The 15225-nt window shown below is 60.0% G+C and carries 12 protein-coding genes; 5 read left to right on the top strand and 7 right to left on the bottom strand.

Annotated elements, in window-relative coordinates:
* Positions 1-29: 29 nt before the first annotated feature.
* Complete coding sequence (rlmE, locus tag E0E17_RS09300) at positions 30-659, bottom strand: 23S rRNA (uridine(2552)-2'-O)-methyltransferase RlmE (protein WP_130833682.1); 630 nt, start codon at positions 657-659, stop codon at positions 30-32.
* Between the two features lie 126 nt (positions 660-785).
* On the opposite strand from rlmE, the gene yhbY reads away from it, so the two are divergent.
* Positions 786-1079, top strand: coding sequence for a ribosome assembly RNA-binding protein YhbY (gene yhbY / locus E0E17_RS09295; RefSeq protein WP_130833679.1), 294 nt, complete (start codon positions 786-788; stop codon positions 1077-1079).
* A 128-nt stretch (positions 1080-1207) separates the two neighbouring features.
* On the opposite strand, the gene greA is transcribed toward yhbY, so the two are convergent.
* Positions 1208-1684 carry a transcription elongation factor GreA gene (greA, locus tag E0E17_RS09290; protein ID WP_130833676.1) on the bottom strand — a complete coding sequence of 159 codons (477 nt, stop codon included), beginning with the start codon at positions 1682-1684 and terminating at the stop codon, positions 1208-1210.
* A 250-nt stretch (positions 1685-1934) separates the two neighbouring features.
* Here greA and dacB point away from each other — a divergent pair, with 250 nt between their 5' ends.
* The gene (dacB, locus tag E0E17_RS09285) at positions 1935-3368 is read left to right on the top strand and encodes a serine-type D-Ala-D-Ala carboxypeptidase (protein ID WP_130833674.1); all 1434 of its coding nucleotides are present in this window, start codon (positions 1935-1937) and stop codon (positions 3366-3368) included.
* Between the two features lie 63 nt (positions 3369-3431).
* On the opposite strand, the gene E0E17_RS09280 is transcribed toward dacB, so the two are convergent.
* A complete protein-coding gene (locus E0E17_RS09280) occupies positions 3432-5678 on the bottom strand; it encodes a TonB-dependent siderophore receptor (RefSeq protein WP_130833672.1) in 2247 nt (748 codons plus the stop codon).
* A 255-nt stretch (positions 5679-5933) separates the two neighbouring features.
* Between E0E17_RS09280 and fes the strand changes: the two genes are divergently transcribed.
* The 3 genes from fes to E0E17_RS09265 are packed head-to-tail and all read left to right on the top strand — an operon-like array spanning position 5934 to position 11324.
* Positions 5934-7151 carry an enterochelin esterase gene (gene fes / locus E0E17_RS09275; protein ID WP_130833670.1) on the top strand — a complete coding sequence of 406 codons (1218 nt, stop codon included), beginning with the start codon at positions 5934-5936 and terminating at the stop codon, positions 7149-7151.
* Positions 7152-7188: 37 nt separating this feature from the next.
* A complete protein-coding gene (locus E0E17_RS09270) occupies positions 7189-7401 on the top strand; it encodes an MbtH family protein (RefSeq protein ID WP_130833668.1) in 213 nt (70 codons plus the stop codon).
* On the top strand, positions 7398-11324 hold the full coding sequence (locus E0E17_RS09265; protein ID WP_130833666.1) for an enterobactin synthase subunit F: 3927 nt from the start codon (positions 7398-7400) through the stop codon (positions 11322-11324). The genes E0E17_RS09270 and E0E17_RS09265 overlap by 4 nt, the downstream gene beginning before the upstream one ends.
* A 30-nt stretch (positions 11325-11354) precedes the next feature.
* Here E0E17_RS09265 and E0E17_RS09260 read toward each other — a convergent pair whose 3' ends face one another.
* The 4 genes from E0E17_RS09260 to fepB all read right to left on the bottom strand — a co-directional run bounded on the left by E0E17_RS09260 (position 11355) and on the right by fepB (position 15204).
* Positions 11355-12152: an ATP-binding cassette domain-containing protein gene (locus E0E17_RS09260; RefSeq protein WP_130833664.1), complete on the bottom strand. Its 798-nt coding sequence runs from the start codon at positions 12150-12152 to the stop codon at positions 11355-11357.
* Positions 12149-13132: an iron-enterobactin ABC transporter permease gene (fepG, locus tag E0E17_RS09255; RefSeq protein WP_130833662.1), complete on the bottom strand. Its 984-nt coding sequence runs from the start codon at positions 13130-13132 to the stop codon at positions 12149-12151. Before fepG ends, E0E17_RS09260 begins: the two co-directional genes overlap by 4 nt.
* Positions 13129-14118 carry a Fe(3+)-siderophore ABC transporter permease gene (gene fepD / locus E0E17_RS09250; protein WP_130833660.1) on the bottom strand — a complete coding sequence of 330 codons (990 nt, stop codon included), beginning with the start codon at positions 14116-14118 and terminating at the stop codon, positions 13129-13131. The genes fepG and fepD overlap by 4 nt, the downstream gene beginning before the upstream one ends.
* A gap of 117 nt (positions 14119-14235) precedes the next feature.
* Positions 14236-15204, bottom strand: a complete 969-nt coding sequence (gene fepB, locus E0E17_RS09245; protein WP_130833657.1) for a Fe2+-enterobactin ABC transporter substrate-binding protein — start codon at positions 15202-15204, stop codon at positions 14236-14238.
* Between the last annotated feature and the right edge of the window lie 21 nt (positions 15205-15225).

Raw genomic sequence — 15225 nt, 5'->3', positions numbered from 1 at the left:
ACAACTGTGTTAACAGACAGCGTAGGGTACTATAGTTTGCGCCCTGTCGCTACAATGTACACTTCGCGCGAACGTGATCGCGAAGCGTCCGGCTTACGAATTTTTACTTTCGTAAACAGGGAGCGAATTTCCCGCAGGTATTCATCGAAGCCATCTCCCTGAAACACTTTCACCACAAAACTGCCGCCAGGCGCCAGAATATCCCGGCACATTTCCAGCGCCAACTCTACCAAATACATCGACCGGGGAATATCTACGGCAGGTGTACCGCTCATGTTGGGTGCCATATCTGACATGACAACCTGAACTTTCTGGTCGCCCACACGCTCAAGCAGCGCGTTGATGACCGACTCTTCACGAAAATCACCCTGAAGAAAATCAACGCCGACAATGGGATCCATCGGTAAAATATCACAGGCAATGATGCGCCCGCGCGATCCAATTTGCTGGACCACATACTGCGACCAGCCACCGGGTGCCGCACCCAGATCTACCACGGTCATACCGGGCTTGAACAGCTGGTCGCCCTGCTGGATTTCCTCAAGTTTAAACCAGGCGCGCGAACGCAACCCTTTTTTCTGTGCCTGTTGCACATATTTATCGCTAAAGTGTTCCTGAAGCCAGCGGCTTGAACTGGCCGAACGCTTTTTACCTGTCATAATTTTTCCAACTAAATCTTCATCGCAGCGATAAATCGTTACGCAAAAGGTTGCGTTGATTTGGTGATATACCCGAGATGGCGGTAGAATGACCCGTTTTCAATCCCAAAGTAAGCAAATAATACGATGAATCTGAGTACCAAACAAAAACAGCACCTGAAAGGCCTCGCCCATCCCCTCAAGCCGGTTGTCATGTTAGGCAACAATGGCCTGACTGAAGGCGTCCTGGCTGAGGTCGAACACGCGCTTGAACACCACGAACTGATCAAGGTGAAAATCGCCACCGAAGATCGGGAAACCAGGCAGCTGGTCGTTGAGGCTATCATACGTGAAACCGGTGCCTGTAATGTTCAGGTCATCGGCAAAACGCTGGTGCTGTATCGCCCTGCAAAGGAGCGCAAGATTACGCTTCCGCGTTAATCTCAGGCGAACCTGTCAGATGTTGGGCAGAGAAAGTGCCATGCCCCCGCACGGGATAAAAGGCCGCAACGCGGCCTTTTTCCTATCTTTACAATTGAGATCAACGCATTTTAAAGCGTAGCAATATCTTAAAGGTATTCTACCTTTAAAATCTCATATTCGACATCGCCGCCCGGGGTTTTAATGATGGTGACGTCATCAACCTCTTTGCCCACCAGCCCGCGCGCCATCGGCGAGTTCACAGAAATCAGATTTTGTTTAAAATCCGCTTCGTCATCGCCCACGATACGGTAAGTCGCTTCTTCATCCGTTTCGGTATTTAGCACCGTCACGGTTGCGCCAAAGATCACGCGCCCCGTATTGGGTATTTTGGTGACATCGATCACCTGCGCGTTCGACAGTTTGGCTTCGATCTCCTGAATACGCCCTTCGCAAAAGCCCTGCTCTTCACGTGCGGCATGGTATTCCGCATTCTCTTTTAAATCGCCGTGCTCGCGCGCTTCAGCGATAGAAGCAATGATGCGTGGGCGCTTTACGTTTTTCAGCTCGTGCAGCTCTTCACGCAGCTTCTCTGCGCCCCTTAACGTCATCGGAATCTGATTCATTTTTACTCCTCGTCATCTGTCCTGTTTAAACGGTGTCATCCTGACCGGTGACTGCAGAAAAAAGCGTTCTGCGACGCGTTCCCCTGTTTTTGCAAACAAAAGAATCCTGACCCGGAACAGGTTCCGGGTCAGGGTAGGGTTTTGCAATTTGATACGTATTTTACCGCAGAGTTCCCTGTGGGTCATCGTTTACTTTGCACCGCTCCGGGACGTAGTATTGACGGCTTCATCCGTCAGTTACCGCGAGATTATGCGATTTTCACGACTTGTTACCGGATTAACCTGTGCGTTTATGCTGCAGGCACAAGCAGCTTCCGTTGAGGAATACATGCAATATCTGCCAGCCGGCGCCAGTCTGGCGCTGATGGTGCAGAAAGTGGGCGCATCGACCCCGATAATTGACTATAACGGCCGGCAAATGGCGCTACCCGCCAGTACCATGAAAGTGATTACCGGCCTGGCGGCCCTGCTGGAACTGGGCGGCGATTACCGTTTTCAGACCACCCTGGAGACCAAAGGGGCGGTAAGCGACGGCACGCTGGATGGCGATCTGGTGGCGCGCTTTGGCGGCGATCCTACTCTGACCCGCCAGCATATCCGCAATATGGTGGCGGCGTTAAAAAAGCAGGGGATTAACCATATCAACGGCAACCTGGTGATCGATACCTCGGTCTTTGCCAGCCATGATATGGCCCCAGGCTGGCCGTGGAATGATATGTCCCAGTGCTTCAGCGCCCCCCCGGCCGCCGCGATTGTTGACCGCAACTGCTTTTCAGTATCGCTCTACAGCGCCAGCTCGCCGGGTGAAACCGCCTTTGTGCGTATCGCCTCTTACTATCCTGCACATATGTTCAGCCAGGTGCGCACCGTGGGGCGCAACAGCGGCGAAGGACAATATTGCGAACTGGATGTGGTGCCAGGCGAGCTGAACCGCTACACCTTAACCGGTTGTATCCGTCAGCGTGCGGAACCGCTGCCGCTGGCGTTTGCGGTTCAGGATGGCGCGGCATGGGCGGGCGAGATCCTGCGCGCTGAACTGCGTCAGGCGGAGATTGACTACAGTGGTCATCTGCTGCGTCAGACGCAGGTCACCTCCCCGGCCACGGTACTGGCGTCAACGCAATCAGCGCCCCTGCACGATCTGCTGAAAACTATGCTGAAAAAGTCCGACAATATGATTGCAGACACGGTGTTCCGTACCATCGGCGCCCACTACTTTAAAGTGCCCGGCACCTGGCGCGCTGGTTCGGACGCCATTCGCCGCATTCTGAAAGAAAAAGCGGGAATCGAGATGGGCAACAGTATTCAGGTGGATGGCTCCGGACTGTCGCGTCATGACCTGATTGCGCCGGAAACCATGATGCAGGTATTGCAATATATTGCGAAAAACGATCAGACGCTGAACTACATCTCGATGCTGCCGCTGGCGGGTTACGATGGCACGCTGCGCTATCGCGGTGGCCTGCATGAAGCGGGCGTTGACGGCAAAGTCTCGGCGAAAACCGGCTCGCTGCAGGGCGTCTACAATCTGGCGGGCTTTATCACTACCGCCAGCGGCGCACGCGTGGCTTTTGTGCAGTTCCTGTCTGGTTATGCCGTGCCGCCGCAGAATCAGCGCACGCGTCGGGTGCCGCTGGTGCGTTTTGAGAGTCGTCTCTATAAAGATATCTATCAGAACAACTGACAACCGCTCAGCCGGAAACGCAATAGCGGGCTGAATGCCCGCTATTGCTCCATGAATCCCCCGTCAGAAGTGGGTATTCAGGCTGACGTAGTAGGTGCGTCCGGACTCGTTATAGGTATTAGCGCCTGCGCCATACATATACGCCTGGGTATTGGCATTGCCGGTGGTTTGCGCATTCCCCTGACGGAAATGGCGTTTATCGAACAGGTTGTCGACGCCCAGGGTAACGCTGGCGTTCTTATTGACATCCCAGGTGCCGCTCAGTCCGACGATGGAGTAAGGGCTCACCTGGTCTTTCTCACTGCCGCTCACCGCTTCCCCTTTATAGTTGTACTTCTTCGGCACCTGCTTGCCGTACCAGGTCAGGGTAGTTTGTAGCGACAGCGCCTCCGTGGTCTGCCAGCTCAGCGTCGAGTTCAGCGTATATTCCGGGATAATCGACAGCCGATCGCCGGTCTGCTTGTTCTTACTCTGCAGCATGTAAGTCAGGTTGTTATTCCACTGCACAGTTTCAGAGATCGGCATATTGAAAGTGCCTTCCAGCCCTTCCACCACCGCTTTCGGCACGTTTTCCCATTTATACACATCGGTAGTGCCGGTCACAGAGGTGCCGCCCGGCAGGTAGCCCGCTTCGATCTTGTCGCGATAGTCGTTACGGAACCAGGTAACGCCCGCCTGATAGCCCTCGTGCTTCCACTCCAGTCCGACCTCTTTATTGATGCTGCTCTCCGCTTTCAGATCCTCATTGCCGATCAGGTAGCAGGCTCCGGCGCTGGCGGCACAGCCCTGACCGCGGCTGTAAAGCACATAGTTGGGGTTGGTCTGATACAGGCTGGGCGCCTTATAGGCGCGGGCGATGCCCAGCTTCAGGGTTACCTCATCGCCTAATCCCTGCGACAGGTTCAGCGACGGGCTCCAGTTATTGCCGACAATTGAGTGGTGATCGAAGCGCAGCCCCGGCACCAGCACGGTGCTGTCGGTCAGCTCCATATTATCTTCTGCGAACAGCGAGAAAATTTCCGCCTGTGAATAGGGGCTGCGGTTGTTACTGGCGATGCCCTCAATCCCTCCCCCGGCCAGCGCCTGGGTATTGGAAGAAGGATCTTTCATGCGCTGCTGGTTCCACTCGGTACCCAGCGTCGCCATCTGGTTGACCCCGAACTCAAAAGGAATGCTGACTTCGCTGTGCAGCAGCACATCATCCAGCTGAATGGTAGCGAAGCTGTCGTCAGAGAAGATCCCTTCCGTGCCGCCTGCCAGGCCTTCGTTCAGCCGTGAGTTGCGGGTCTTTTCATACTGAGCATAGGTGTTGGTGCTGACGCCATTGTCCCAGGCGCCGATCCAGGTAACAGCAAAGTTCTGGCGATAAAGGCGGTTCGTCTCTTCACCATATTTGCTCTTCACCAGCGCGCTGGTGTTGGTGTTCTGCGTATCGCCCGCGTACAGATTGCCCTGACGGCTGTAGCCCGCTTCGAACTCCAGTGTCTGCATCGGCGCAAAGGCCCAGCGCAACAGAGCATTGATATCTTTATTCACCACCCCTTCGCGACCGGCAGGAACGGTATCGGCATAGCTGCCGGTACGCAGCGACTGATGGCCCTGGTTGATGAACTGCGCATCCGCCTGGGTTTTGGCCAGTCCGCCATACAGCCGGAAGCTGACATCCTCTCCCAGCGGGCCGTTCAGGCTGAAGTTGGTGCGCCGGGTCGATCCCTCTTCCTTATGCTGCGGCACGTTGTAATAGCTGTTCCAGCTGCCGTGCCAGGCATCGCTCTCTTTTTTGGTAATGATATTCACCACGCCCCCGGCTGCGCCACTACCGTAACGCGCCGCGGCCGGCCCGCGGATCACCTCGATGCGCTCGATCATCTCTGGCGGCACCCAGCTGCTGTCGCCGCGCGTATCGCGCTCGCCGCGCCAGCCCAGGCGCACAGAGTTACGGCTGGTTACTGGTCGGCCATCGATCAAAATCAGGGTATTTTCCGGCCCCATACCGCGAATATCGATCTGGCGGTTGTTACCGCGCTGGCCGCTGGTGGAGTTGCCGGTCAGATTGACGCCTGGCATGGTGCGGATAATTTCAGACACGTCACGGGCCGGAGGGCGCTTTTTGATCTCCTGGGCGGTGATGGTCGACACCCCCGGTGCCTGCAGATTCTGTTCAGCAGCCGTGACCAACAGGGTACCGCCGCTGGCGTCTACCGTGTCTTCGGCATTGCTGGCTGCGGCGCGGGCAGAGGTGGGGACAACCGCTGCAGCGAGTCCCAGTTCAAACAGAATGGCGAATGATAAAGGTGAAAGCTTTTTCATTATATGCGTTCCTGGTGAGCCGGCAGCGCAAGCTGAAGTCAGGCGCTGGCGAGCCGGTGAAAAATCCCTGTACTTTGTGTTTATCCCGTTACTTTCGCACCTTTCCTGTGCCAGCCTGTACAGCGCACAAAGCGCAACGACGGCTGTACGGGACAGCTCCCCGAAGGAGCGGAAACACCCTATTGCAAATGAAAATAATTATCAATAGTATTATCTATCAACCTTGTGACGCGATTGTAATGTGTAAAACGGCTGATGGTGCCTATGACGTGGTTAAACGATGAGACTGGCAGTGACGCCTGGTGGCAGGAGCAGCAACAGCGCGGGATTCCGCTAATCGAAAACGCCAGTGATGACACCTGCCGGGTGACCTTTTTCTGGCGCGATCCCGAAGGCAGTGAAGCGACCTCCACCATCAGGCGCGTCTGGATCAATATTACCGGCGTGACCGATCATCATCAGCCCACGCCGCCACAATCGCTGCAACGCATCGCACAGCGCGATGTCTGGTACTGGCAGACCCACCTCCCGGCCGACTGGCGCGGCAGCTACTGTTTAATGCCGGATAAACAGGCGGAAAATTTCAGCGGTCAGCCTGATATTTATGCCCTGCGCAACTGGTGGCGCACAAAATTCCTCACCGCCCAGGCCGATCCGCTTAACCCGCTGCGCAGCTGGTCGGCCGGACGCGGCATGCCGGTTTCGCCGCTGCATATGCCGCAGGCGCCGGACCAGCAGCTCTGGCAGGCAGTGGATGAAGGACGCGCGCCAATGCTGCCGCTGCGCCATTATCAGTGGCAGAGCGAGCGCCTCGGTAATCGCCGTTCGGTGTGGATCTACTGCAGCGGCGATGCGCAGCCGGAAAGCCGGCCGCTGGCGATTCTGCTTGATGGTCAGTTCTGGGCGCATACGATGCCCGTCGCCTGGCCGCTTCAGCAGCTCACTGCTGCCGGTCAGCTGCCGCCGGCGGTCTACCTGATGATCGACATTATCGATCGCGACCAGCGCAGCCACGAACTTCCCTGTAACGCCGACTTCTGGCTGGCGATTCAGCAGGAACTGTTGCCACAGGTGCAGCAGTGGACTCCCTTTAACCCGGCGGCGGCGACCACGCTGGTTGCCGGTCAGAGCTATGGCGGCCTGGCGGCAGTGTATGCGGCCCTCCACTGGCCGCAGCAGTTTGGCTGCGCCATCAGCCAGTCCGGCTCGTTCTGGTGGCCGTCGCGCGCAGAGGCGCGGGGCTGGCTGATCCAGCAGCTGGAGGACGGCGTGCCAACCCCGACGCCGCTGCGCTTCTGGCTGGAAGCGGGCCGTCGCGAACGCCTGATTCTGCAGGCTAACGAGATTCTGCAGCAACAGCTGACTGACGCCGGGCATCAGGTCAGCTATCACCCGGTCGAAGGCGGTCACGATGCGCTCTGCTGGCGCGGCGGCCTGCTGAACGGACTGAAAGCCCTGTGGCAACCCCTTTGAATTTATCTCGCCCACGGCTTGTGGGCAGGAGAGAGGCATGGAAAATCTCAACCCCTTTGACGATCCGCAACAGCACTGTTACGTGCTGATCAATACCCGGCAGCAGTACAGCCTGTGGCCTGCCTTCAGCACCATTCCCCACGGCTGGCAGCCGGTATTCGGCCCGCAGCCGCAGCCGGACTGTCTGGCCTGGCTGGAAGAAAACTGGCGCGATGTTCGCCCGGCGTCAACGCAGGAGACACGTTCATGACAAACTCCCCGCTCTCTTGTCCGGTACCGAATCCGCACAAGCTGCCGCTGGTGGCCGCCCAGCCTGGCATCTGGGTCGCCGATCAACTGACGAAATACCCTAATGCCTACGCGGTCGCTCACTTCATCGAGTTGCGGGGCGCGATTGACCCCAGGCTGCTGGCGAACGCCATCGTGGCAGGGATGCAGGAAGCCGATACCCTGAACATGGCCTTTGGCGAACAGGATGGCGAACCGGTGCAGTGGCTGGCGCCGCAGCAGTTTACCCCGCCGGAGGTGATCGATCTGCGCCAGGAGGCCGATCCGGACGGGGCGGCGCGTGCCCTGATGCGCCAGGATATGGCAGGCGATCTGCGTGTGCTGAGCGGCGCGCCGCTCTGGCATCACAAGCTGCTGCGCCTCGGCGACAATCACTGGTACTGGTATCAGCGCTACCATCATCTGGTGGTCGACGGCTTCAGCTTTACCGCCCTGACGCGCCGCATCGCCCACCTGTACAGCGCACAAGCGCGCGGCGAGACGCCAGAGCCCACGCCCTTTGTGCCCTTTAGCGAGGTGGTAGAGGAGTATCAGCGTTACCAGCAATCCTCTAGCTGGCAACGCGATGCTGACTTCTGGCGGGAAAAAGGTGCCCGGCTACCCCCGCCGGTGACGCTCTCCGGCCTGCCGCTGACCGGCCAGAGCGCTACGACGCATCTGCTGCGCCAGACGCTGACGCCTGACAGTCAGGCTTTCCGTACGCTGGTTAACGCCTTGCAGGCGCAACAGCTCAGCGCTGCCGATATCGCCTTTGCGCTGGTGGCGCTCTGGCTGGCGCGCCTCAGCGGCCAGTACGATTTTGCCGCCGGTTTTATTTTTATGCGCCGTATCGGTTCCGCTGCGCTCTGTGCCACCGGTCCGGTGATCAACGTATTGCCGATGGCGGTGCACTATCATCCGGCACAGCCGCTGGCCGAACTGGCACGTCAGCTGGCGGCTGAAGTGAAAAAGATGCGCCGTCATCAGCGTTATGATGCCGAGCAGGTACAGCGCGATCTTGGCCGTCACGGCGACAGCGATCCGCTCTACGGGCCGGTCATCAATCTGAAGATGTTCGACTATCAGCTCGATTTCAACGGCGTCACCGGCATTACTCACCAACTCGCCTCCGGTCCGGTACGCGATCTGGAGATCGCTATCTATATCAGCGAACAGGGCGAGCTGACGCTGGAACTGCTGGCGAACGCGGAACGTTATGATGCGGCGACGCTGACGCAACATGCTCACCGCTTTGACCTGCTGCTGGCCCAGCTGGCGCAGCAGCCAGCGCGCCCGTGTGGCGAATTGGGGCTGCTGACCACAGCGGAACAGCAGCAGCTGCAGACGGTTAACCAGACCGCCATGCCGATCCCGGCAGAAACCCTGGGGAGCCTGCTGGTACAACAGGCGGCCCGTACGCCTGATGCCCCTGCACTGGCGGATGAGCAGCAACAGCTGACTTACCGCGAAATGCAGCAGCAGGTGCAGGCGCTGGCGCAACAGCTGATCGCCCGCGGCGTGGGCCGCGGTGATATTGTGGCGGTGGCGGTGCCGCGCTCGGTCTGGCTGTCGCTGGCGTTACAGGCGATTGTCAGTGTTGGGGCGGCTTATCTGCCGCTGGATACCGGCTATCCCGATGAGCGTTTGCAGCTGATGCTGGAAGATGCCGCACCGAAGCTGCTGATCACCACCGGTACGCTGGCTGCCCGTTTCGCGGCGATCGGCCCGGTGGCGCAATACCATTACGCGGCGCTACTGCCGACAGCGGACATCGCCCCGTTTCTGCCATACGCGCGTCCACAGGATGGCGCCTATCTTATCTACACTTCCGGCTCCACTGGTCGTCCCAAAGGGGTGCTGGTCGGCCATCAGGCGATCGTGAATCGCCTGTTGTGGATGCAGGCGAGCTATCCGCTCGCTGCAGACGATGTGGTGCTGCAGAAAACGCCATGCAGCTTTGACGTCTCGGTGTGGGAATTTTTCTGGCCGCTGATCGTCGGCGCACGGCTGGTAATGGCACCGCCGGAAGCACATCGCGATCCCGAGGCGTTACAGCAGCTGTTTACCCGTTATCAGGTAACTACCACGCATTTTGTCCCCTCGATGCTGGCCGCCTTTGTCGCCGCGCTGCAGGATGAAGAGGCCGTCGCCGCCTGTCGCACCCTGCGCCGCGTGTTCTGCAGCGGCGAAGCGCTGCCGGTGGATCTCTCCCGCCAGTGGCAGCAGCTGACCGGTGTGGCACTGCATAATCTCTATGGTCCGACCGAAGCCGCGGTTGATGTCAGCTTTTATCCCGCCTGCGGCGAGGCGCTGGCTGAGGTCAGCGGTGCCAGCGTGCCCATCGGCTTCCCGGTATGGAATACCGGCCTGCGCATTCTCGATGCGTATCTGCAACCGGTGCCGCCAGGAGTGGCAGGCGATCTTTACCTCACCGGCATTCAGCTGGCGCATGGCTATCTGGATCGCCCCGGCCTGACCGCCAGCCGCTTTGTGGCCGATCCCTGGGGCGACGGCACGCGCATGTACCGCACCGGCGACGTGGCGCGCTGGCTGACAAACGGGGCTGTCGAGTATCTGGGACGCAGCGACGATCAGCTGAAAATACGTGGACAGCGCATTGAGCTGAATGAGATCGACCATGCGCTGGCCGCCCTGCCTGGCGTTGAGCAGGCAGTCACGCACGCGGTGGTGCTGGGCAGCGGTGCACAGCAGGGCGATGCCCGTCAGCTGGTGGGTTATGTGGTCGCCAGCGCGCCGCTGGACAGCGAGGCACTGCGTGACGCCCTCAGTCAGCGTCTGCCGGCTCATATGGTGCCGGTGGCGATTGTGCAACTGGAGGCGCTGCCGCTCAGCAGCAACGGCAAGCTGGATCGCAAAGCGCTGCCGCTGCCGCAGGCCACGGCTTCCGGCCCGGTACGCGCGCCAGCGGCCGGCCTGGAGAGCGATCTGGCCGCCGCCTTCTGCGCTCTGCTGGAGCGGGATAGCGTCACTGCTCAGGATGATTTTTTCGCCCTCGGCGGCCACTCGCTGCTGGCGATGCGGCTGGCGGCACGCCTGCGACGCGATCTGCAGCAACCGGTTTCGGTAGGTCAGATCATGGTGGCCTCCACGGTGGAAAAACTGGCGGCGCTGCTCAGCGATGAACAGGCCGCGCATCAGCGCGCCGGTTTTGAGCCGGTGCTGCCGCTGCGGCGCGCCTCAGGGCCAACCCTGTTCTGCTTCCATCCGGCCTCCGGCTTTGCCTGGCAGTTCAGCATCCTGCAGCGTTACCTGGATCCCCACTGGTCGCTGACCGGCATTCAGTCGCCGGATCGCCAGGGACCGCTCAGCCAGAGTCAGAGCCTTGACGAAGTGTGTGAAGCGCACCTGCAAACACTGCGCCGCTTACAGCCCCATGGCCCCTACTATTTCCTGGGCTACTCACTGGGGGGCACCCTGGCGCAGGGCATTGCCGCACGGCTGGAAGCGGCAGGCGAAAGCGTCGCTTTCCTGGGCCTGCTCGATACCTGGCCGCCAGAAACGCAAAACTGGGATGCGAAGCGCGGCGTGAATGTGCTGGATCCGGCGGTACTGGAAGAAGTGAATCGCGAACGCGAACAGTTTATTGCCGCTCAGCGCCGTCAGGCGGGGGAAGAGCTGGAAGAGATGTTCGACGCGATTGAAGCCAACTACGCCAGCTCGGTACGTCTGCTGGCAACGGCGCGCAGCGCACGCTTCCACGGCCGCGCCACGCTGTTTCTGGCGCAGCAGACGCAGCAGCCGGGTCAGGATGCGCGTCGCGCCTGGGCACCTTATGTCGGCGAGCTGGAGGTCTGGCCGCTGGACTGCGCCCATGTGGAGATCATTTCACCGCGCATTTTTGCGCAGATCGGCCCACGGTTGCAGCAGATCCTGGCGGCGCTGTAAAACGAAAGGGCGCCCCGGGCGCCCTTTTCTTCAGCCTGGCCGCCCCAGCGGCACAATCATCGGCGTATGTGCAACCGGATCTTCCACGATCACGCAGCGCAGTCCGTACACCTGTTCGATCAGTTCAGGGGTAACAATCTCTGCCGGTTTGCCCTCCGCCACTATCTTCCCGTTACGCATTGCAATCAGGTGGGTGGCGTAACGACAGGCGTGGTTCAGGTCATGCAGTACCACCACCAGCGTGCGGCCATGCTGCTGATTCAGATCGCGCATCAACTCCAGCAGCTCAATCTGATGGGTGATATCGAGCCAGGTGGTGGGTTCATCCAGCAGCAGCAAGGGGGTTTCCTGCGCCAGCACCATGGCTATCCAGACGCGCTGACGCTGACCGCCGGAGAGGGTATCCACGCTCTGCTGCGCCAGATCGGCCACCCCGGTGGCCTGCATCGCCTGCGTCACCGCCGCTTCATCTTCCGCACGCCAGCGGCCAAACAACGGCTGATGCGGATAGCGGCCACGCGCGACCAGTTCGCTGACGGTGATCCCCGCGGGCGCGCTGGAACTTTGCGGCAGCAGACCAAGACGGCGCGCCACCTCTTTGGTAGGATAGCGGGCAATCGCCTGACCATCCAGCCACACCTGACCCTTTAACGGCGTAAGCAGCCGACTCAGGGTACGCAGCAGGGTCGACTTGCCGCAGGCGTTGGGGCCGATAATGACCGTCAGCTCACCGTCCGGAATGGTCACCGACAGATTCTCTGCCACCCGCTTTTTCTCATAGCCGAGGGTCAGCTGTTCCGCCTGTAGCCGTGAAGTGATTTCCGTCATTGACGCCGCGCCTCCCGCACCAGTAAAGCCATCAGATAAATGCCGCCCAGGCTGACGGTTATCACGCCAACCGGCAACTGCCAGGGTAAAAAGAGATGCTGTGCCGCGTAGTCGGCGGCGATCAGCAACAGCGCGCCACACAGGCCTGCCAGCGGCAGCGCGCCCCGGACGCCGCCACTGAGACGACGGGCAATCTGCGGCGCCAGCAGCGCGACAAAAGAGATGGGCCCCACCAGCGCGGTAGAGGCCGCCGTCAGCACCACTCCCGCCAGCATCAGCCAGAGACGGCTGCGCTCGACCGCGACGCCGAGGGCGCAAGCGGTATCATCGCCCATCTCCATCAGACGCATACGCCGTGCTAACAGCAGCGTTACGCCCAGCGCCAGCAGCAGGGTCAGGATCACCGGCGGCGTTTTCGCCCAGGTAATGCCGTTCAGCGAGCCGGCGCTCCACAACCCGGCACTCAGCGCTGCCTCGAGCGAAGCACTGATAATCAGCCAGCTGTTCAGCGCCATCAACAGCGCACGCACGCTGATGCCGACGATAATCAGCCGGAAAGTTTCTACCCCGTTGCGCCACGCCAGCAGATAAACCAGCGCGGCGGTGATAATACCGCCTGCCAGCGCGGCGGCGGTCATTCCCTCAATGTTTTGCTGAAACAGCACCAGCGCCACCAGTACGCCGCTGTAAGCACCGGTATTAAAACCGAGAATATCGGGACTGCCGAGAGGATTGCGCAGCAGCGACTGGAAGATTGCGCCGCTGACGCCCAGCGCCGCGCCGATCAGCAGCGCCATAGTGACGCGCGGCAGTCGCCATTCGGTGACAATCAGCGTGATATTGCGCGGCGCCTCGGCCGTCAGCAATTGCCAGAGCTGGTCAGCGCTCACCGGCAGCGTGCCGCGGCTCAGCCCCCAGTAAGCAAACAGCAGACAGGCGGCCAGTAGCCATAGCGTATGAAAAGCGAGACGTCGGTTCATGCGCGACGCCTTCCCGTTTCACGTCGTACCAGCAGGATCAGCACCGGCGCGCCAAGAAAGGCGGTGACTATGGAGACGCGTAGCTCACCGGCGACCAGCAAACGCCCCACAATGTCCGCCGTCAGCAGCAGACAGGGCGTCAGCAGCAGGGTTCCGGCCAGCAGCCAGCGATGATCATTTCCCATCAGCCAGCGCGCCAGATGCGGCGCCATCAGCCCCAGAAAAGCGATGGGACCGACGGCGGCCGTGGCCGCACCGCACAGCAGCGCGATCGCCAGCAGGCCCACCAGTTGCGTACGTACCACGCGTGTCCCCAGCGCGGTGGCTAAATCACCGCCCATGCTCAGGCTGTTAAGGGAGCGGGCCAGCGCCAGCGCCAGCAGGCTGCCCAGTAAAACCGCCGGCGTGACCGTACGCAGCACCGGCAAGCTGCGAATATCGAGCGAGCCGCTGTGCCAGAAGCGCAGATGATCGTAAATCTCAGGGTTTAGCAGTGACAGACCGGAGGTGAGCCCCTCCAGCACTGCGGCCAGCGCCACGCCCGCCAGCGTCAGACGCACCGGATTGACGCGCCCGCCACCCAGCGCGCCGGTTAACGCCACCAGTAACGACGCCAGCAATGCGCCGCTAAAGGCGAAGCCGAGCCAGTCAGCAGGGGTATCAGCATCAAACAGTGCAATGCCCAGCACCACGGCAAATCCCGCTCCGGCATTAATGCCCAGGATACCGGGATCCGCCAGCGGATTGCGCGTCAGCGTTTGCATCAGGGCACCGGCCAGGCCGAGCGCCGCACCGGCCAGCAGCCCCGCCAGTGTGCGCGGCAGGCGCGCTTCGTGCACAATAACGCAGTCAGCGCTACTGCAGGACGAAGAAAAGGCGTTGAGCACATCAGAAAGGGCGATCGATTTCGCTCCCAGCATCAGGCTGAGAGCGATAAGAAGCAACAGCAGAATCCCTGAACCTGCCAGTGCGCGAATCTGGCGCATAGCGTTTAAACCTTCACTGATCGACGACGTTGCAAGCGGACAAAGCAATTGATAATGCGACTTGTTATCATAATTACTCGTATTGGTTTATGTTATCATGAGTTGCCAGACCGATCTTTATGATTTCACAAACAATTGCGCCAGACGCGTTAACAGATTGCTGGCGCTGTAATAATCGAGGCGGAAGGTATCTGCGCCCAGCGCATACACCTGCTTTTGCTGTACCGCCGCCGTTTGCGCCAGGAACGGATTGTTCAGCACCGACCGGGCCGTTTTCTCTTCGGCGGCAAACAGCAGATAACTGTTGCCGTTCAGTCCGCTGGCCAGATTTTCCCCGGACAGCTGAATAATATCTTTACGCTGACCCATGCTGTGGCCCTGTTGCAGCGAGGCAGGCGGGATCGCGAGCGTAAAGCCGAGCTGCTGCAGTAGTTTTCCCTGCGCCGATTCCCCGGTCCAGAGATTCACCGCCCGACCGTCGCCATTCCACACCATCGCCGAAACCGGCTGCGGCGGCAGGGTCAGTTTCTGCTTTAATTCCGCCGCACGCGCTGCAAAATCCTGAATGCGCGCCGCAGCCTGCGCTTCGTGACCGGTGACCTGTCCCAGTAGCGTGACCAGTTGCTGCCAGCTTTTATCGTCATAGTTCACTACCAGCGTCGGCGCGATGGTGGAGAGCTGATCTACCAGCTTCAACGCAGAATCATTGCCGGTAGCGCTGACGATAATCAGATCGGGCGCTTCCGCCGCCACCGCTTCGGCGTTCGGTTCGCCAATATACAGACGCTTAACGCCGCGCTGCTGCGCCACATCGCCCCACTGTCGAAAGAAGCCCTGCGCATTGGCGACACGGCCGTTTGGCGCCGTCGCGCCGCTGGCCACCACCGGCGCATCAATCGCCAGCAGCGAGCCGGTAAGGGTCACGCTGGTGGAAACGATACGTTCTGGCACCCGTTCCAGCGTCAGGGTTCCGTTGGCTCCCTGCACCTGACGCGGCCAGCTGCCCGCGGCTTGTGCCGGAAAGCAAATGGCAGACAAAAGCAGAAAAATAGCGCCGATCGCGCCGATATTGCTCTGTTTAATCATAAATTCCCTACCTGTTATTTC

This window comes from [Erwinia] mediterraneensis (assembly GCF_900604315.1).
Taxonomy (GTDB): domain Bacteria; phylum Pseudomonadota; class Gammaproteobacteria; order Enterobacterales; family Enterobacteriaceae; genus Pantoea; species Pantoea mediterraneensis_A.
Note: the sequence above shows the minus strand (reverse complement) of the source record. Positions and strands in the feature narration are given on the sequence as shown.